Source organism: Peribacillus sp. FSL E2-0218 (assembly GCF_037992945.1).
Classification (GTDB): Bacteria; Bacillota; Bacilli; order Bacillales; family DSM-1321; genus Peribacillus; species Peribacillus simplex_B.
The window spans coordinates 3791852-3807076 of sequence record NZ_CP150304.1 but is presented as its reverse complement, the minus strand read 5'-3'; the positions used below and the strand labels follow the sequence as shown (position 1 = coordinate 3807076).

Here is a 15225-nt window from a genome sequence, read left to right as displayed (position 1 = left end):
CGTCTACTTCGTCTAACATAGTAAACCATGAACGGTGGAAGGAGACCTATGAAATCAAAAAAGGCTGTTTTATTCATGTTGCTGCTGACCGGTTTGACAATGCCCAACGAGGCTGATGCTGATGAAATAGGATTCGCTTCCGATTACCAAGCTTTACACGCGGCACCAACATTCACGATAACTGAACAAGTAAAAGATGTGATGATGCTGCATGTGGTCAGGGGGGAGGAGCGAAAATTCGGATTTATTGATAAACCTTTAGTGGTGGATAAGGAAACTGTATTGGAATGGCTCTTTTGGAGAAAGGGTGAAGAGATTCCTTTAGGCGAACTTAAGGTAACGGCCGCTCAAGCTGGCAGTGGAATGAGCCATACAGTTAAAGGGGAAGTGATCAATGGTAAAACGCCGATCGAAGAATTACCTAAAACGTATACGCCGCAGCCAGTCAGCTTTAAAAGCGGGGGCAATGATGTTCCTGCCTCCATGGCGACCACGATTTTGACCTTTACGGAAACCGGCATCTGGGATTTACAGATTTTTATTAATGATGAATTCATCGGCAATATGAAGGTATCAGTAACCGAAAAAGGGGGATCCGTTATCGATTTGTAATATACAACCATACCCATTTGTATTAAAATAAGGATGGTTAAATATGGATGGAAGGGATGAATGAATGAAAAAGAAAGTAGGCATATTATCTTCAATAATCATCGCATTGACCGGTTGTTTTGTATTCGCTCTCCTTTTTTTTAAAAAAACTGATCCTCTAGGAGACATGTTTATCGTTCATCCAGCAAATCGAGTAATCACAAATGAAGTCATACTCAATGGTGATGAAGCGGATAAGGGCAACCTCGAAGATATTGATTGGAACGATGAGGAACAGATAAGGGAATTGGCAAGAAAACAATATAAGCAAGGGGAGAGTGGGGAAATCATTTTTGTGAAGGAACCCGATTACAATCTAGAATAATGAAGAGGGGTGCAGTGAATCTTGATCGTTTCGGATAGTGTCTATGGACAGTACGTTGTAGAGGGGGTTCTTGAAGAGCTGATGTTAAGTAAACCGGTCCAAAGGTTGAAGGGGGTGCATCAAGGAGGAGCCAGTTATTTAGTGAATGAGAAGTGGAATGTGACACGATTTGACCATTCCGTTGGCGTGATGTTATTGATCATGAAGCTTGGTGGATCATTGGAGGAACAGATTGCTGGCCTGCTGCATGACGTATCCCACACGGCCTTCTCGCACGTCATCGATTTCGTTCTCGATTGTGAAGAGGAAGATTATCATGAAAAAATATATGAACAGATCATCATGAATTCCGAAATCCCCTTTATCCTGAAGCGGTATGGATTTCAGTTGGAAGCTATTTTTGATTCGGAATGGAAACTATTGGAACGATCCGCACCTGAGCTATGCGCCGATCGAGTCGATTATACCCTCCGTGACATGTATCACTATGGAAACATCACGCTGGAATCCGTAACGGACTTTCTGGAGCATATAATCATCGTGGACGGACGCATGTACCTCGATGATCTTGAAGCTGCTGAATGGTTCGTGGAGACGTATTATGGCGAAGTGATCGATTTTTTCATGGATCCGCTTAATATTTATGGCTATGATGCCTTGGCCAGGACCTTGAAATGGGCTTTGGATAAAAAGCTGATCGGCCTTGATGACCTGCTTGGTGAAGATGAAGAAGTTATGCTCTTGTTACACGCCATTGAAGACGATGACTTGAAAAAACTGCTGAAACGGATACATGGGAATGTTAAGCTGTATGAGGTTCAAACGGACTACGATCTCCATCGGAAAACGAAAGTGCGACTGATCGACCCCTCCGTCATGCATGGAAGCCAATTGGTGAGGGCCTCGAATCTATCGAAAAAAGTGAAAACCATGGGAAACGAGGCCTGTGAAAAAGCTACAAGGGGAATGTATGTAAAAGTGATGGACCCCAGGATGAACAGCCATCCTTGAGTCCATGTTAAAAAAGGATGGACGCCCTCAATGTATGCACGCCATTTTCCAGATAGCCCTTTAAACAGGTTAATGTATAGACCCAGCCTTCTTTTTGGCCGATCATTTTGTTGATGATCTCGGGGTCATCCGCTTTCAAACCTTTTTCGTTCACTTCAATGATCGTATTTGTCTCATCCACTTCTTCCAACAGGATGGTAACCATCGTTTCTTCATCATTGCTACCCCAGGAAAATGCGATTTTCTTATTTTCGACCATTTCTAGTACAGTTATCATAACCTCGGCCGCGTATTCCTCATATTTCAATGTAATGGTTTTGCCTTGACCCCATCTTTCAGAACTTGTCGAGAACCAAAAATTCCCGATTTTATCAGGGCTTACGATCGCTTCGAACACATCATTGCTAGGTTTGACAATTTTGAATTTCGTTGTTACCTGGGTATCCATACAAAAACGACTTCCTTTCCCATCATGATTTTCCTTTTCTTCCCGATTGTATCATGATATTTTCATCGTAGCTGGAAACTGCTTGATTTCCAACCATTTTCAAGCTACGATAAAAAAAGGAAAATAATAATCCGCTCGGGCGGAAGAGGTTCTAGCTACCCTCTCAAAAAAACTAAGGAGAACAGTGCTCTTTCTTGGGGTGCTGTTTTTTCTGTAAGAGGAGATTGTAAGACATGTTAAGAATTTTATTGTATTTAGTATCCATCATCACCGCAAATGTGGTGACAGCAGCTTTTATGCCATTACATTTTGGTATGTTCATCATACCGATGGGGACGTTGCTGATTGGAGGAACATTCATCTTTCGAGATCTGGTCCAAAATAAATTCGGCCGGGCGAAAACCTATTTTTGCATCATCATCGCACTCATATTATCTGCCTGTGTATCCTTTTTATTAGGGGATACTTTATTGATCGTATTCGCTTCCGCATTATCGTTCGTAGTGGCTGAAACGGCCGATACGGAAATTTATACCCGGCTAAAGTTGCCCATGAGCTGGAGGGTGCTGTACAGCGGAATCGTGGGAGGCTTTTTCGATTCGGTGCTTTTTGTCGTGATCGGCCTAAGCCCACTCGGTGCCAACATCCTGCCATGGGAAGCCGTACCAGCCGCGATCATCGGGCAAATCATCGTAAAAACGATCATTCAGTCGATCGGTGCCGTACTGCTCGGACAAATCCATATCAGGCTGGAGAAGCGCGTAGTCTCCGGTTAAATGGGAGGAGTGAAACGCTTGATGGATGGATCCAAAAAGAAAGAAGACAGATGCTATTGCCTCGAAGCCTTTCGTGAAAAATACGGTCCGCATGTCCAAGGCGAATGCATGAAGCTCTCCTGCGCCAATTATCGCAAGCATAAAGAAATAGATGAAAAAGGGCCAAATTAGGCCCTTTTTTATATGGCGGAATTACCTATTCCTACGGATGTGAGCAGCCTGAACACTCGACAAAAAGCCATCATCCATAAGGACACGCCCGATTTTCGAGTACAAGCGAGTAAACGCCTGGAATTCGCGAGTAGAAGCCTTAAAATCATGAGAAAACGCTCAAATTGACGAGTAAACGCCCAATTTCCGAGTGAAACCCCCAAATTCGCGAGTCAAGCATATCGTTCAAAATTTTTCTGAACTTTTTCGAATGAGGGTTTCCAGGAGGGAAAAGCATTGTCGTTTCCGTTCGAGTTCAAGTTGGCCCATTTCGGTGACGGAATAATATTTCCTGCGGACGGATTCGGATTCTTTCCAGTGGCCTTTTATGAATTGTTTTGCTTCCATCCGTTTGAGGGCGGGGTAGAGGGTGCCTTCGCCGATCTCATATTTTCCCATGCTCATTTCCTTCAAGATCTTTGTCATTTCATAGCCATAGAGCTTTTTTTGTTGTAGGAGTGATAGTAAAAGGAGGTCGATGCTTCCTTTCATTAATTCCTTATCCAAAGCAACCCGCCTCCTGATTTTGTTAGTAAAGTGTAATGCGTTGTACATCGTATCACAAGGTTCATTTTACTTTTCTTTTAAAAAATGGTTAAATGACGATTGCTAAATAAATTCAATCATAGTAAAATGTGCTTCGGAACGGATGAGTTGCATGTAGTGTGTAAGGTTACTATATCCAATTATGAATTGTTCTATGAGATTACGGATTGGGATAGGAGAAAACCTTACTCAAGGGGTATTGATTGATTTTTTGTTAAAAATCATTTAGATTCTATTTATCAACAAGAGCAGAAAGAAGGTCCTAGTTAGATGAAAGTGAAAGCACCTGAGTCATTCACATACAGAGGTGGAAATAGAGCTGTCCTTTTACTTCACGGGTTTACCGGAAGTACGGGGGATATGAAAAAATTGGGGAAATATTTACATGATCGCGATTATACTTGCCACGGACCTCTTTATAGAGGGCATGGATTGCCTGCGGAGGAACTTGTTCAGACGAGTCCAAAGCAGTGGTGGGAAGATGTAGAGAATGCGTATCAATACTTGAAGGATGAAGGCTACGAAGAAATTGCCGTTATAGGCATTTCCCTTGGCGGTGTCTTTTCATTAAAAGTCGGAATTGAATTGCCTGTAACAGGTGTCGTTTCCATGTGTGCCCCTACAATAGGGAATGATGTAGACCGATTAAATAATCGGATGCTCAGTTATGCACAAGCTTATAAGAAGTTTGAGGGCAAAGATGCAGAACAAGTTGCCGCTGAAATGGATAAGCTTAAAGAGGAGCCAATGTCATCCTTACAGGAAGCACTTGATATGATTAATGATACAGCCGATAAACTGGATTTGATCACTTCACCTACACTTGTGTTACAGGGAAGTCTTGATGACCCGGATTACAGAAATAGTGCATCTATTATATATAATGAAGTGGATACACAGCATAAATCATTGATATGGTATGAGAAATCTGGCCATATCATTACATTGGGCAGAGAGCGTGAACAGGTGTATGAGGATGTATACCGGTTCTTGAATACACTGCCTTGGTAATTGCAATTCGGTTTATCTTTATGTATAACAGGGCACCCCTGTCAAAATGAAGCCACCAATTTGGTGGCTTCAGACTGTAGACAAACTCGATGAAAATCGAGTTTGTCTATTTTTATGGCCTGTACAATTTAGACGTTGATTTCCACTCCAGGCACTCGCTTTCCGCGGGCGGTCGGGGAGCCTCCTCGGCTTTGCCTGCGGGGTCTCCCCTAGACGCGCTTTTCCCGCAGGAGTCTCGTACCTTCCGTTCCAATCAACTTTGTCTTACCTTTTAGATAGAACACTTTTGACTGGAGTCATTTTTGTTTTAAAATTGAAGTATTAAAACTTGAGGTGATGAGGATGCTTTCTAAACATGATTCTATTCAGCGAGATCAACTTGAAATGATTACTTTAGATCAACTGGTGCCACCGAACCATTTGGTTCGTAAAATGGAGGCTGCCATTGACTTCACTTTCATTTATGACTTGGTGAAAGATATGTACTCAGAGGTAGGACGCCCAAGTATTGATCCAGTTATTTTAGTTAAACTGACTTTCATTCAATATACCTTCGGTATTCGTTCCATGCGTAAAACGATTGAAGAAGTTGAAACCAATATGGCTTACCGTTGGTTCTTAGGCTATGGTTTCCATGATAAAGTACCTCATTTCTCTACGTTCGGAAAAAATTATGAGCGACGCTTTAAAGATACAGACCTGTTTGAACAGATTTTCTGTCGCATTTTAATGACAGCTGCTAATAAAAAGGTAATAAGTGTAGAACACGTTTTCGTGGATTCCACACATGTGAAAGCCAGTGCGAATAAACGGAAATTTGAAAAGAAAATCGTTCGTAAAGAAACACGAGCGTATCAAGGACGTCTTCAAGAAGAAATCAATCAAGATCGTGAAAACCATGGAAAGAAGCCTTTTCCACCAGATAAATTTGATAAGGAAGAAACCAAAGCAATTAAAGAAAGTACTACGGATCCTGAGAGTGGCTACTATGTGAAAGATGAACGAACAAAACAGTTTGCCTATTCATTCCATGCGGCCGCAGACGGCAACGGTTTTGTATTGGGAACGATTGTAACACCTGGTAATACACATGACAGTCATATTTTGGAGCCACTTGTTGAGCAAGTGATTGAGAAAGTTGGAAAACCAGAAGCAGTTGCCGCAGATGCAGCTTATAAAACACCAGCGATTACAAGCTACCTATTTAACAAAGAAATCACACCTGCTTTACCCTATACACGTCCTCGTACAAAAGAAGGATTCTTTCGCAAACATGACTATGTTTACGATGAACACTTTGATTGTTACCTTTGCCCTTCGGGAGAAACTTTAAAGTACTCAACAACAAATAAAGAGGGCTATCGCGAGTACAAATCGCCCAAACAAATTTGTGCAACATGCTCATTTTTATCACGGTGTACGGAAAGCAAAGACCATCAAAAAGTAGTGACACGGCATATCTGGCAAGCATATGTGGAAGAAGCAGATCATCTGCGTCATCATCAAGAGGTAAAACCTATATATGCGAAACGCAAAGAAACGATTGAGCGTGTATTCGCAGATGCAAAAGAAAAGCATGGTATGCGTTGGACTACTTTAAGGGGACTTAAAAAATTGTCGATGCAGGCGATGCTTACTTTCGCTGCCATGAATGTAAAGAAGATGGCCACTTGGACATGGCAAGGTCCTAAAACGGCTTAACATAGTGGCTCGAAGAGCCCAAATCTCGTAACCTTTGGTCAAAATTTCAAAGGAATTTCAAAAGGGGTTCGGAATTTTTTAATTCCGAACCCCTTTTGTCTACAAACTGAAGCCACCAATTTGGTGGCTTTTTTGCTGAAGCAGTTGTGAAAGCTTCTCGATTTGTATCTCGCCCAGGTCGAGGTCAGTAAGTGTTTCATCTTTGTCGAAATATTTATATTAATATAATAATTACAAAACGTATTGTAATTGAAAACAAAGTAATTTAAGATTATATTTTCCCTAAGAATATAAAAAAAATATCCTTGTATAATATCAGTGACGATGGTCTGATAGTTTCTACCTGGCAGCCGTAATGCCGGACTACAAGGAAGTATGAAAAATGGTGAGATGAACGGGTATAGGTTTGTTGGCTTTTTGACCAGCACACCGCCCTGTTTTGATGCAGGCCCTTACCTTTTCACACTTTCTTCCTGCGGCTGAAAGTGTGAAAGGGTAAGGGCTTTTTTATAATGAATGGGAAATGATAAAACAAAGGGGATGAAAGCATGTATTTCTTATTGAATATACTAGGTGTTTTAGTTGTAATGGGCATCGTTTACCTTTGTTCACCCAATAAAAGGAGAGTTAATTGGAAGGCCATCCTTACTTTGCTGGTGTTTGAATTGCTTATCACGTGGTTCATGTTATCGACCAAAATTGGGGCATGGGTCATTAATCTGATTGCTTCCTTCTTCACTTGGTTAATTGAATGTGCAAATGAAGGGATTTCTTTCGTGTTTCCTTCACTTATGGCAAATGAACAAGTGGATTTCTTTTTTAGTGCCTTGATGCCAATCATTTTCATTATTACGTTTTTTGATGTTTTATCGTATTTTGGCATACTTACTTGGATCATTGATAAAGTGGGTTGGCTCATTTCGAAAGTTTCCGGTTTACCTAAGCTAGAGAGTTTCTTTTCCATCCAGATGATGTTCCTTGGGAATACGGAGGCACTGGCCGTCATCCGGTCTCAGCTCGGTGCGATTAAGGACCAGCGATTATTGACATTTGGCATCATGGGCATGAGCAGCATAAGCGGCTCGATCATTGGTGCCTACTTATCCATGGTTCCGGCAACCTATGTTTTTGTAGCGATTCCTTTGAACTGCCTGAATGCCTTGCTGATTGCCAACATGCTTAATCCTGTCGAAGTCAGTAAGGAGGAAGATGTCGTATATGTTCCTTCCAAAGAGGAAAAGAAGGATTTCTTTTCCACCATATCGAACAGCATGCTGGTTGGAGCCAAGATGGTTTTCGTCATCATGGCAATGGTTATCGGTTATGTTGCGTTAACGGCAGCTTTAAATGGCATTTTCGGCTTCTTTATTGATGGCTTGACGATCCAAAAGATTTTTTCCGTAATATTTAGTCCTTTTGCATTCCTGCTTGGACTATCTGGACATGATGCCATGTATGTGGCGCAATTGATGGGAATCAAGCTGGCCACGAATGAGTTCGTCGCCTTGCTCGATTTAAAAGATAAAATCAGCAGCCTGCCACCGCATACAGTCGCTGTTGCTGTCACCTATTTGACGTCATTTGCCAACTTCAGTACAGTCGGGATGATTTATGGAACCTTCAATTCGATCCTCAGTGATGAGAAATCGAACATCATCGGAAGGAACGTTTGGAAACTGTTGATCAGCGGAATGGCCGTTTCCTTGCTGAGTGCCATGATGGTAGGGTTATTTGTTTGGTAATGTACCGGTAAAAAAGGAGTGCGCCCATTCCATAAAGGGCGCACTCCTTTTTCCGTTTCCGTTCATTTCCTCAAATAGTTTTCTGTGTAATAGGGTTTCTGCTCTTGATCGAAAGCGACTCCGACACCAAGTGATTGGAAATCCTTCTGTAATTTGTTTTCCCTGTGCCCGATGGAATTCATCAACCCTTCATGGGCGAAGATGCTGCTGTTCTGCCCGGCAGCCAGGTTCTCGCCGGCCATTCGAAACTTGATATGGTCATCCTCCATCCGGTCGAAGGGAGATTCCCCTTCAAGATTGGTATGGTTGAAATATTGATTCACGGCCATATCCTTACTATGGTCCTGGGCAGTGACTTTGACTCGTTTATCCCATGTAAGCACGGAAAGATCATGATTGACCCGAGCTGCATTGGTCAAATCGAATAACTGGTATTCAAAGCCCTGCTTTAGCTCGGGGCTGGCCGCTGCAAAATAACCGCTCTTTTGCTTTTCGAGATCAGCGTTGATGATTTGGATGGATGTGACGGTGTTTTTTTCGTGTTTGTCATAAAAGATGGTCACATAACTCTGATCCATTTCAAACATCTCGTATTCGCCATCGCTTTTGATCTGGTAATAGACGTTCCCTTTAAGCAGCTTGGTGATGGGCTTCCCCAGTTTTTCAGCGACGTCTGCTTTAGGTGTGCCCCGTTTGATGCCTTGCTTCGAAGAAATCAAGTCCTGGTTCGTATATAAACCGACGACTTGATTGTTCGTATCGTAGGCAACCATGAAGAAGTTTTGGTAATTTTCGTGATAGGCATACCATTCCACACCATATTCGTTCCGTGTATGGCGCTTCGCCTCACCAGCGAGTTTTTCTACATCGTCCTTCGTGTCGCCCATTTCGATATTACGGACGGAAAAGCTGGCTTCAGCTGGCGCTTCCAGTGCTGGTTTTTTCACTTTTTCCGTTTCCTGCCGCTCCTTATCGGTAGCGGTATCCAATGTTTCGGCCAGCGATCCCATCAGGTTGTTGACGCCTGTGTTAAGCTTTTCCAGGGCGGACGAAACCTCGGGCCCGGTTATGAGGGAATGAAAATCGGATGCAAAGGATTGAACCCCCGCCTTGACCCCAGACTCCTGAATGTCTTTGCCATATCCATGCCAAAAGGCACCGAGCAGGAGGATGAGGACAACTATATTAAATAATCTCTGCAAATAGTTCACTCCGCTCTATTTAAAATAGACTTAAAGAATGGGTGGGGCACATAATAGCAATAGTGAGCAGATGATCAGTACGTTCGAGGCCGTTTTAGGCAGCCTTTCCTTCCCCTTGCCAGCGTACCAACCACTGAATTGGAGTTTATTTCGATACCAAACAAACAATAAAATCAGGATGGCGACCGTACCCAACCAGCCATACTGCCCCGTGTTCACGCCTATGCTATTATAAATGCCATATACAATCGCCGAAAAAACCGAACCGGCAATGCCGAATATCAAGATGATGCGAATCAATTCCAATAAAACTCTCATAGGTCACTCCTTAGTTTCCCCAATTATACTCATTCGTTTACAAAATAAAAAATTTAAAGAATCAGCATGATCCTGTTTCATGCAAAAAAGCGTATGAATGGTATTACATATTATACCAAAAAATGGCGAGTATTAAAACAGGGCAGGATGTTTCGGATCGAACTTAATTTAGCGGTTGATGGATATGTGGTAGTAAAAAAAGATTAGCCGACTAGGCTAATCTCAGTTTGTAGACAAAAGGGGTTCGGAATTAAAAAATTCCGAACCCCTTTTGAAATTCCTTTGAAATTTTAACCAAAGGTTACGAGATTTGGGCTCTTCGAGCCGCTATGTTAAGCCGTTTTAGGACCTTGCCATGTCCAAGTGGCCATCTTCTTTACATTCATGGCAGCGAAAGTAAGCATCGCCTGCATCGACAATTTTTTAAGTCCCCTTAAAGTAGTCCAACGCATACCATGCTTTTCTTTTGCATCTGCGAATACACGCTCAATCGTTTCTTTGCGTTTCGCATATATAGGTTTTACCTCTTGATGATGACGCAGATGATCTGCTTCTTCCACATATGCTTGCCAGATATGCCGTGTCACTACTTTTTGATGGTCTTTGCTTTCCGTACACCGTGATAAAAATGAGCATGTTGCACAAATTTGTTTGGGCGATTTGTACTCGCGATAGCCCTCTTTATTTGTTGTTGAGTACTTTAAAGTTTCTCCCGAAGGGCAAAGGTAACAATCAAAGTGTTCATCGTAAACATAGTCATGTTTGCGAAAGAATCCTTCTTTTGTACGAGGACGTGTATAGGGTAAAGCAGGTGTGATTTCTTTGTTAAATAGGTAGCTTGTAATCGCTGGTGTTTTATAAGCTGCATCTGCGGCAACTGCTTCTGGTTTTCCAACTTTCTCAATCACTTGCTCAACAAGTGGCTCCAAAATATGACTGTCATGTGTATTACCAGGTGTTACAATCGTTCCCAATACAAAACCGTTGCCGTCTGCGGCCGCATGGAATGAATAGGCAAACTGTTTTGTTCGTTCATCTTTCACATAGTAGCCACTCTCAGGATCCGTAGTACTTTCTTTAATTGCTTTGGTTTCTTCCTTATCAAATTTATCTGGTGGAAAAGGCTTCTTTCCGTGGTTTTCACGATCTTGATTGATTTCTTCTTGAAGACGTCCTTGATACGCTCGTGTTTCTTTACGAACGATTTTCTTTTCAAATTTCCGTTTATTCGCACTGGCTTTCACATGTGTGGAATCCACGAAAACGTGTTCTACACTTATTAACTTTTTATTAGCAGCTGTCATTAAAATGCGACAGAAAATCTGTTCAAACAGGTCTGTATCTTTAAAGCGTCGCTCATAATTTTTTCCGAACGTAGAGAAATGAGGCACTTTATCATGGAAACCATAGCCTCTAAATGGTAAGACAAAGTTGATTGGAACGGAAGGTACGAGACTCCTGCGGGAAAAGCGCGTCTAGGGGAGACCCCGCAGGCAAAGCCGAGGAGGCTCCCCGACCGCCCGCGGAAAGCGAGTGCCTGGAGTGGAAATCAACGTCTAAATTGTACAGGCCATAAAAATAGACAAACTCGATTTTCATCGAGTTTGTCTACAGTCTGAGATTAGCCGACTAGGCTAATCTTTTTATTGTTTACAATAGCTGCTCTCTCCCTACTCATTCAAAATACTTTCCTCCAGAACGGAAGATTTATCTCCATACACTCTGGTTATATGATTGTCTCCCCATGTACACAGGGCGGTAAGGATGCTTTCCAGACTATGTCCATACTCACTAAGTTCATATTCCACTTTTGGAGGAACCTGGTTGTAAACGATCCGGTCGATGACCCCGTCCTTTTCCAACTCACGCAATTGTTGTGTCAGCATTTTCTGGGTGATGTTCGGCATCAAACGCTTCAATTCGCTAGTCCGTTTTTTTCCGTGGGTCAGGTGACAAAGGATGACGCATTTCCATTTGCCGCCCAGTACCTCGAGGGTCGCTTCAACCGAGATATTGTACTTCTTTCTTTGCATGATGGCCTACTCTCCTTGTCTTATAGGAACTAAAAGGTACCTATATCACTTTAAAGTACGTACTGTTTTTTATTTATATTATATCTCATAATAACATTTGCACACCGAATCCACTGTACCATTTATCTAAAAATTGCTTGAGGCAATTTCATGATAGTACAAAAAGACGAAAAGGAGAAGAGAATATGATTTCAAGTAAAAATAGAAGTACATGGGCATTGCTGGCTTTGGCGATCAGTGCCTTTGCGATTGGAACGACAGAATTCATCAGCGTGGGGTTATTGCCGCTCATTTCAAGGGACCTGCACATTACAGTCACGACGGCAGGTTTGACAGTATCCTTGTATGCCTTGGGAGTCATGTTCGGGGCACCGATCCTGACATCCCTGACATCGAATATGTCGCGTAAAACCTTGCTGCTTTGGATCATGGTCGTGTTCGTAGCTGGAAATGCATTGGCGGCTTCTGCTACCACGATCAGTGTATTATTGATTGCACGTGTCATTTCGGCACTTGCCCACGGTATTTTCATGTCAATTGGTGCGACGATTGCTGCTGATTTGGTTCCTGAAGATCGGAGGGCGAGCGCCATCGCCATCATGTTTACAGGTCTTACGGTGGCTACGGTGACAGGCGTTCCCTTCGGAACCTTCATCGGCCAGCAGTTCGGCTGGAGATTTGCCTTCATCATCATCGTGGCGATCGGCCTCATTGCTTTCGTCGCGAATAGCGTCCTTGTCCCATCCGATTTAAGGAAGGCTGCACGCACGACATTTCGGGACCAAATCAAATTAATTACTAATGGCCGCTTACTGCTGGTATTCATCATTACAGCACTTGGGTATGGCGGAACATTCGTTGTCTTCACATACTTGTCGCCCCTGCTTCAGGAAGTGACGGGGTTTAAAGAAGGAACTGTCGCCTTGATTTTGTTAATATATGGAGTAGCTATAGCGATAGGGAATACTCTTGGCGGGAAATTAGCTAATCGCAACCCTATTAATGCCTTATTCTATATGTTCCTCATCCAGGCTATCGTATTGGTGGTCTTGACTTTCACGGCACCGTTCAAACTGGCTGGGTTGATCACGATCATATTAATGGGTTTATTTGCCTTCATGAATGTTCCCGGACTTCAAGTCTATGTTGTCATATTAGCGGAGCGCTTCGTGCCAAGTGCAGTTGATGTGGCATCTGCGATCAATATCGCAGCCTTTAATGCAGGCATCGCTCTAGGCGCCTATCTAGGCGGCGTGATCACGGATTCAATCGGACTCATCCATACAGCATGGATAGGCGGGGTGATGGTGTTCGCTGCAGTGATTTTAACTGGATGGAGCCGTGCCTTGGAACGTAGAGACCTACAAGGGAAAGGGAAGAACTAAAAATAGGATAGGCGAAGTGATGCAAGGTAGTTAAAGCAAGTCATTCCCTGTATGCATATAGAGTATCCCTTATCATCAAGTATCATTACATCCCTTCAGCGAATGGGGAAGATTCCTTGAAGGGATGTAATGATACAGATACGCTAACGCATTACAGTCTATGAAATATTGAATGAAAAAAATGGAGGTAGATCGATAATGGTGAAAAATTTACAAGATACAACAACATTGCATAACGGGGTTAAAATGCCTTGGTTCGGTTTGGGCGTATTTAAGGTAGAGGAGGGTCCTGAGCTGGTAAATGCGGTTAAGGCAGCAATCCAACACGGTTATCGCAGCATTGATACGGCAGCCATTTATCAAAATGAAGAAGGGGTCGGACAAGGAATCCGCGAAGGCCTCGAAGAAGCTGGAATCACCCGGGAAGAGATATTCGTTACATCCAAGGTATGGAATGCGGATTTAGGCTATGAATCGACATTGGCGGCTTACGAAAAAAGCTTAACGAAGCTTGGCTTGGAGTACCTGGACTTATACCTTATCCATTGGCCAGTGGAAGGGAAGTACAAAGAAGCTTGGAGAGCACTGGAAACCCTTTATAAAGAAGGAAAGGTAAAAGCGATCGGTGTGAGCAACTTCCAGGTTCACCATTTGGAAGATGTAATCGAAGCTGGGGATGTGAAGCCGATGGTCAATCAAGTCGAATGTCATCCGCGTCTGACGCAAAAAGAATTGCAAGCATTTTGTAAGGAGCAGGGCATTCAGCTGGAAGCTTGGTCACCTTTGATGCAGGGGGAATTACTGGATAATGAAACATTACAGGCCATTGCGACTAAGCATGGCAAATCCGTTGCCCAGGTCATTTTACGTTGGGATCTGCAAAACGGGATCGTAACGATTCCAAAGTCGACGAAAGAGCATCGCATCGTGGAAAATTCATCTGTATTCGATTTTGAGTTGACTGATGAAGAAATGACCCAAATAGATGGGTTGAATCAGAATCATCGTGTTGGTCCGGATCCTGATAATTTTGATTTTTAATCATCGATGAGGACAGGAAAACGTCCTTAGGCTGCAGACAAACATGAGGTTTGTCTGCATTTTTTTTGATTTGATGAAGATGGCATCCAATGCGCCCATACTGGGGAGTTTATACAATGAACGTTCCATTGCACTGCAGGCGCTCTCTTATCCAGAGGCGGTGCGGTCTCTTCGGGGAACTGTCCTGGGGTTTCTGTCCCTAGATTGTATTTCCGGCAGAGGTCTCTCACTTTCCGTTCCGATAAGTCAGGAACGGAAAAAATGCCCCAAAATGGAATGGGGCACGGAAATGCATGGCTATTTTCTTGGTTCATTGTTCAGAGAGCCCGTCTTTAGCATGTACGAATAACTTGAGTGCTGTGTCGATCTCGCTTTTTTTAAAAGTCTTTTCGAGTGTTTCATTAACGGTCGCAAGGATTTCCTGAAGCCTTATCTCGCCACGGTCGGTTATGATCGCACATACACCGCGGCGATCGTCTTCATATCCAATTCTTTGGATGACACCGCAGCTTTTATTTTCCATCCTGACGGAAAGCCTGGACATGGCACTTTGGCTTAGGCCGACCAACTGTTGCAATTCCAGCAGCCGCAGCTTTTTTTCTGGGGTCTCCGATAGAAATAATAGAACATAAAATTCATTCAGGGTCATTTGATGTCTTGCCTGAAGCATGCGATCTAGCTCATTGGAGAGCTCGGCATGAATACGGGTAAACGCTAGCCATGTTGTTATAATGTTTTGTTCACTGGACATATTTATTCGCCTTCCTCTGCTTACTTCCTTTAAATATAACACATCTTAAACGGAGTATACCAAGAAGCTAGCGG

The 15225-nt window shown here is 43.0% G+C and carries 16 protein-coding genes, 1 pseudogene and 2 riboswitches; of the genes and pseudogenes, 10 read left to right on the top strand and 7 right to left on the bottom strand.

Annotated elements, in window-relative coordinates:
* Positions 1–48 precede the first annotated feature (48 nt).
* The 3 genes from MHI53_RS18315 (at position 49) to MHI53_RS18305 (ending at position 1987) form a co-directional block, all read left to right on the top strand.
* Complete coding sequence (locus tag MHI53_RS18315; protein WP_340371894.1) at positions 49–612, top strand: hypothetical protein; 564 nt, start codon at positions 49–51, stop codon at positions 610–612.
* A gap of 64 nt (positions 613–676) precedes the next feature.
* Positions 677–976, top strand: coding sequence for a hypothetical protein (locus MHI53_RS18310; protein ID WP_340371893.1), 300 nt, complete (start codon positions 677–679; stop codon positions 974–976).
* Positions 977–997: 21 nt separating this feature from the next.
* Positions 998–1987, top strand: a complete 990-nt coding sequence (locus tag MHI53_RS18305; RefSeq protein WP_061142978.1) for an HD domain-containing protein — start codon at positions 998–1000, stop codon at positions 1985–1987.
* 7 nt (positions 1988–1994) lie between these two features.
* On the opposite strand, the gene MHI53_RS18300 is transcribed toward MHI53_RS18305, so the two are convergent.
* Complete coding sequence (locus tag MHI53_RS18300) at positions 1995–2435, bottom strand: SRPBCC family protein (protein ID WP_340371892.1); 441 nt, start codon at positions 2433–2435, stop codon at positions 1995–1997.
* 139 nt (positions 2436–2574) lie between these two features.
* Positions 2575–2617, top strand: a riboswitch (PreQ1 riboswitch).
* 51 nt (positions 2618–2668) lie between these two features.
* On the opposite strand from MHI53_RS18300, the gene MHI53_RS18295 reads away from it, so the two are divergent.
* Together MHI53_RS18295 and MHI53_RS18290 are read left to right on the top strand one after the other, a co-directional pair.
* Complete coding sequence (locus MHI53_RS18295) at positions 2669–3211, top strand: VUT family protein (RefSeq protein ID WP_061142980.1); 543 nt, start codon at positions 2669–2671, stop codon at positions 3209–3211.
* A gap of 21 nt (positions 3212–3232) precedes the next feature.
* Positions 3233–3382, top strand: coding sequence for a hypothetical protein (locus tag MHI53_RS18290; protein WP_155645509.1), 150 nt, complete (start codon positions 3233–3235; stop codon positions 3380–3382).
* A gap of 225 nt (positions 3383–3607) precedes the next feature.
* Here MHI53_RS18290 and MHI53_RS18285 read toward each other — a convergent pair whose 3' ends face one another.
* Complete coding sequence (locus MHI53_RS18285; RefSeq protein ID WP_340371891.1) at positions 3608–3928, bottom strand: PadR family transcriptional regulator; 321 nt, start codon at positions 3926–3928, stop codon at positions 3608–3610.
* A 309-nt stretch (positions 3929–4237) separates the two neighbouring features.
* On the opposite strand from MHI53_RS18285, the gene MHI53_RS18280 reads away from it, so the two are divergent.
* The 3 genes from MHI53_RS18280 (at position 4238) to MHI53_RS18270 (ending at position 8421) form a co-directional block, all read left to right on the top strand.
* Positions 4238–4978, top strand: coding sequence for an alpha/beta fold hydrolase (locus MHI53_RS18280; protein WP_340371890.1), 741 nt, complete (start codon positions 4238–4240; stop codon positions 4976–4978).
* Between the two features lie 342 nt (positions 4979–5320).
* Complete coding sequence (locus MHI53_RS18275; protein ID WP_340371732.1) at positions 5321–6679, top strand: IS1182 family transposase; 1359 nt, start codon at positions 5321–5323, stop codon at positions 6677–6679.
* A 285-nt stretch (positions 6680–6964) separates the two neighbouring features.
* Positions 6965–7065: riboswitch (purine riboswitch) on the top strand.
* Between the two features lie 162 nt (positions 7066–7227).
* A complete protein-coding gene (locus MHI53_RS18270; RefSeq protein WP_340371889.1) occupies positions 7228–8421 on the top strand; it encodes a nucleoside transporter C-terminal domain-containing protein in 1194 nt (397 codons plus the stop codon).
* Between the two features lie 62 nt (positions 8422–8483).
* Here MHI53_RS18270 and MHI53_RS18265 read toward each other — a convergent pair whose 3' ends face one another.
* From MHI53_RS18265 to MHI53_RS18250, 4 genes and pseudogenes are all read right to left on the bottom strand, one after another.
* Positions 8484–9632 carry a CAP domain-containing protein gene (locus MHI53_RS18265; protein WP_340371888.1) on the bottom strand — a complete coding sequence of 383 codons (1149 nt, stop codon included), beginning with the start codon at positions 9630–9632 and terminating at the stop codon, positions 8484–8486.
* A gap of 21 nt (positions 9633–9653) precedes the next feature.
* Positions 9654–9941: a hypothetical protein gene (locus MHI53_RS18260; protein WP_061142985.1), complete on the bottom strand. Its 288-nt coding sequence runs from the start codon at positions 9939–9941 to the stop codon at positions 9654–9656.
* 332 nt (positions 9942–10273) lie between these two features.
* A pseudogene (locus MHI53_RS18255) lies at positions 10274–11359 on the bottom strand (IS1182 family transposase); the annotation flags it as partial.
* 252 nt (positions 11360–11611) lie between these two features.
* The gene (locus MHI53_RS18250) at positions 11612–11974 is read right to left on the bottom strand and encodes a winged helix-turn-helix transcriptional regulator (protein ID WP_061143375.1); all 363 of its coding nucleotides are present in this window, start codon (positions 11972–11974) and stop codon (positions 11612–11614) included.
* 185 nt (positions 11975–12159) lie between these two features.
* On the opposite strand from MHI53_RS18250, the gene MHI53_RS18245 reads away from it, so the two are divergent.
* On the top strand, positions 12160–13359 hold the full coding sequence (locus MHI53_RS18245) for an MFS transporter (protein WP_061143374.1): 1200 nt from the start codon (positions 12160–12162) through the stop codon (positions 13357–13359).
* Between the two features lie 198 nt (positions 13360–13557).
* Positions 13558–14400, top strand: coding sequence for an aldo/keto reductase (locus MHI53_RS18240; protein ID WP_061143373.1), 843 nt, complete (start codon positions 13558–13560; stop codon positions 14398–14400).
* 310 nt (positions 14401–14710) lie between these two features.
* Here the strand turns inward: MHI53_RS18240 and MHI53_RS18235 are convergent, their stop codons facing one another.
* Positions 14711–15151 (bottom strand): winged helix DNA-binding protein, encoded by a 441-nt coding sequence (locus tag MHI53_RS18235; RefSeq protein WP_061143372.1) that lies wholly within the window; start codon positions 15149–15151, stop codon positions 14711–14713.
* Positions 15152–15225: the final 74 nt, after the last annotated feature.